A 3,627-nucleotide genomic window follows, 5' to 3' on the forward strand; every position below is an offset into this window, starting at 1 on the left:
CATCGTGCAGCGCCAGGAGTGGCGTCGTCGGTGCGTTGCTCGTTCGCGCTCACCGACCGGCAGCTCGCTGCGGCGACTGGCGCCACTGTGCGACGCCGGGCTGCGCAGTCGTGTTCTACCTTTGCGATGATGTCGTCGGCGAGCATGAACTGGTCACACGAGTCGGGCACAAAGGGACCGACAAGCAAACGCCAGTCTGCTACTGCTTCGGTCGTACGGCGTTCTCGCTCGCTGAAGACCTCGCTGCGAACTGCGGAGTGAGCACGGCCGACCACGCTGTCAAAGATGCGGTTGCAGCTGGCGAGTGCCGCTGCGAACAGCTCAACCCGTCTAGGAAGTGCTGCCTGGTCGACATGCGCCGGACACTGCAGACGATTCGATCGACGATCCTCTTGGACACGTGGCCCGATCCTGGAACGGAGCAACCATTGGGTAGCCGAATGAGCCGGCCATGACGACGGCGTTTGTGTTGTCCGGTGGTGCCAGCCTGGGTGCCATTCAGGTTGGCATGGCCGCAGCATTGTTCGATCACGGGATCCGGCCAGACATGATTGTCGGGTCGTCGGTGGGCGCCGTGAACGGAGCCTGGCTCGCAGCAGAACGCCCGATCAGCGGGTTGACAGAGCTGTGGCGTTCGATGCGCGCCCGTGACATCTTCCCGTTGTATCCGCTGGCCGGTTGGCGAGGGTTCTCGGGTCGCAGTGCGAACCTCGTTTCGAACTCTGGCTTGCGTCGCCTGCTCAAGCGCAACATCACGTTCGCGGCGCTCGAGGATTTCCCCATTCCTCTGTCGGTGATCGTGACCGAGGTGTCAACAGGCGCCGAAGTTCGGCTCCGACACGGACCCGCAATCGAGGCGATACTCGCCAGTGCTGCGATCCCGGGGATCTTTCCGCCGGTCGTGATCGACGGCCGGACGTTCCTCGACGGCGGCATCGTCAACAACACCCCGATCACGCAGGCGATCGAGGCCGGAGCGACCGATGTGTGGGTGCTGTCGACCGGCTACTCGTGTGCGCTTCCGACCGCCCCGAAGAGCGCGATCGCGATGGCGCTGCATGGAGTGACGCTGCTCGTCCAACAACGGCTCGAACGCGAGACGGCGCTGCGGACCTATCCGGTACCGGTGCACTTGATCCCACCACCGTGTCCGATCACGGTCACGCCAATGGACTTCAGCCAAAGCGCATCGCTGATCGAGCGGGCGCGTGCCGGCACGGTGCAGTGGCTGGCCAACGGACAGCCACACGCACTGCCACTGCTTGGCCACCACCACCCGACATGATTGCGGGAGTGGGCGCAACTTGGTGGGGGCAATGGCACTGACCACATGTGGCTCCGCAGTAGCCCGATTTTGGCGTCTCGTTGCATGATCGATGCAGCGTCGGTGGCCCATCGAACCTTGCGCTACCTCACTGCCCCCGCTGTGGTCGGGTTCGAAGAACCATTCGTCGATCTCCTCCACGACGAGCTCGCCACGTTGGGTCGCAGGGTCGAGCGGCATCCGTCACTCCTGGTCGCGGTCGGAGGGCCAGCGGTCATCTCCGTGCACATCGACCGGCACGGTTTCGTGCCCAGGGAGCAAGGACGACTAGGACATGCAGCGAGTGCGCTTGCCGGCCGCTTGCCTGCGCCATCGCTTGCTGCAGCGATCTGTCGGAGATCAGTCGGTGAAATCGTCTACGCGTACGACTCCGCTCCTGGGGACTCGCTGGCCGAGGCAACGATCAGCCATTCCGACCATTGCGGGCGAGGCGCTGGGCTTGATGTCGTCGCACACGAATTCACCGACGTTGCGCCCGGAACTCCGGTTGCGTTCAAGAGCGCCGGAACGATGACGGGAGGATGGCTCCGAGGTCAGATCGACAACACGATCTGCGTCGCGCTCGCTATGGAGCTCATCGAACACGGCTTTGATGCAACGGTCATCTTCACCCTGGGCGAAGAAGCGGGCCGCAGCTGGCGGGCTCTGGCATCTTGGTTCGGTGAACCGACGTCGCGCCTGATCGTCCTCGACACCAGCCCGTTCGACAACCCAGAGCCAGCAACGTCCGGCGTCGTCGTGCTGCGCGGCGCCGATGCCGGAGCGACGTTCGACATGAACGCCACCGGGCGGCTTGCTGAAGCAGCCGACGGAGCCGGAGTGAGAGTCGTGTGGAAAGACCGGTACCTCGCAGATGCAGGAAGGTCGCTCGGTCGTACCGAACTCGGGCGTGTGGTGGCAGAAACTGGGGGCCGAGTCACGGGCTCGACGCTGCAGGTTCCCACCACCGATTACCACACGAACCATGAGGCCACGACGCTCACCGCAATCCAATCCGTCGCAGAAGTCCTCACGCGGAGCGCCGACTCGCCGGATTGAAAGCGCATCGTCGATGCGGGTCCACGGCGCAAGCCTCAGCTGAGTTGGTTCAGGGCATCCTCGGTACCACATCAGAAGGCCGGGTGGGAGTAGATCATCGAACGCCCTTGGCTGTCGGGACCCCGAGCGCGGACAGCGAGTGTAAGGATCGCGATCATCTCGTGCTGTCCTCACGGATCTCGTCGGCACGAACAGTGAGGCCTTCTCCCCTCGCGCCAAATTGCCGTCTTGCTCAAACGCGATGGCGAGCGGGCTCCTTGCCGAATCGAGCGCAATCTGGGTGTTCTCGTTGGGATGAATCCTGATGATTGAGAGCGTGATCACCGGCCGATCATCGAACTCGTCATCTGCCACGGGATTCGACCCGCCGTCTGTCTGCGGTCGTCGCTGCGACGACGACGCTGGTCATCGTCAGTTCGGTAATCGCGTGGAACGAAGAGGTCCCGAGTTGGGAACGGCCCGCCCTCCGGGAGGTGAGATAGACGGCCCGATGGCCCCCGAAAGCTCATCGGCCTCCGACAGATAGGCCAGGATAGCCCAGTTTTCGAAGGCGACTTACCCACGTAACACCTGATCAGAGCACCTATGATTGGCGGAACGGGGGGATTCAAACATCGGCGTTCGGGGGCGTGGCCAACGTCTCACGACCAACGCAGATGCAGTCCTTTGTAACGCCTCCGGGTTCCTGAGGCCTTCGTTGAGACATCACCAACAATTGGGAGCCGCCCGTCCAAGGCAGCACAACGCAAGGATCGAAGCGAACGATCGCCCGCGAGCGCGATGACGTGAGAGCTCTTCGTTTGCTCGGCGTGCTGGAACTTGCCGATCGGCTCGGGACGAGTGAGCGGTTCGTCCGTCGCCTCGTCTCCGAGCGGCGGGCGCCCTTTCACAAAGTAGGCAAGTTCGTTCGGTTCGATCCGGAGGACATTGAGGTCTGGCTCGCTGATCATCGGGTCGAGCCGACGGCCTAGATGTCGATGCCAAGGTCAGCGACGGGGGGTTCGTCGTTCGATACCGTCCGTCGCGCTGCCCATTCATCCAGGATCCGACCAACGCCGGTGGGCTGGAGACCATGAATATCGAGGAGTTCGGTCACGGTTTCGAGGTCGTGGGGTCGCCCGACAGACATCTTCATCGCGAGGAGATCATCGAGCGCCACAACAGGGATGGAGGTGCCGTCGTGAACCATGTCGATGTGGCGGTCGGCGACATCGCGGTAAGAGATCGAGAGCTTGCCGTCTGGTCCGCGTGCAGACAGCAGCACG

The 3,627-nt window shown here is 63.2% G+C and carries 5 protein-coding genes; 3 read left to right on the forward strand and 2 right to left on the reverse strand.

Annotated features, from left to right (window positions below):
- On the reverse strand, positions 1 to 275 hold a 275-nt coding region (locus ACH2EI_RS18190), incomplete at its 3' end, for a hypothetical protein (protein ID WP_395161062.1).
- Between the two features lie 176 nt (positions 276 to 451).
- Here ACH2EI_RS18190 and ACH2EI_RS18195 point away from each other — a divergent pair.
- The 3 genes from ACH2EI_RS18195 to ACH2EI_RS18205 all read left to right on the forward strand — a co-directional run bounded on the left by ACH2EI_RS18195 (position 452) and on the right by ACH2EI_RS18205 (position 3,333).
- Entirely contained in the window at positions 452 to 1,285 is an 834-nt protein-coding gene (locus ACH2EI_RS18195; protein WP_395161063.1) for a patatin-like phospholipase family protein, read from the forward strand.
- A gap of 102 nt (positions 1,286 to 1,387) precedes the next feature.
- On the forward strand, positions 1,388 to 2,362 hold the full coding sequence (locus tag ACH2EI_RS18200) for a hypothetical protein (RefSeq protein WP_395161065.1): 975 nt from the start codon (positions 1,388 to 1,390) through the stop codon (positions 2,360 to 2,362).
- An 809-nt stretch (positions 2,363 to 3,171) separates the two neighbouring features.
- On the forward strand, positions 3,172 to 3,333 hold the full coding sequence (locus ACH2EI_RS18205; protein ID WP_395161069.1) for a helix-turn-helix domain-containing protein: 162 nt from the start codon (positions 3,172 to 3,174) through the stop codon (positions 3,331 to 3,333).
- On the opposite strand, the gene ACH2EI_RS18210 is transcribed toward ACH2EI_RS18205, so the two are convergent.
- Positions 3,330 to 3,627: hypothetical protein (locus ACH2EI_RS18210; protein ID WP_395161067.1), on the reverse strand; the 298-nt coding region annotated here is incomplete at its 5' end. The genes ACH2EI_RS18205 and ACH2EI_RS18210 overlap by 4 nt on opposite strands.

Source organism: Ilumatobacter sp. (assembly GCF_041688325.1).
GTDB lineage: Bacteria > Actinomycetota > Acidimicrobiia > Acidimicrobiales > Ilumatobacteraceae > Ilumatobacter_A.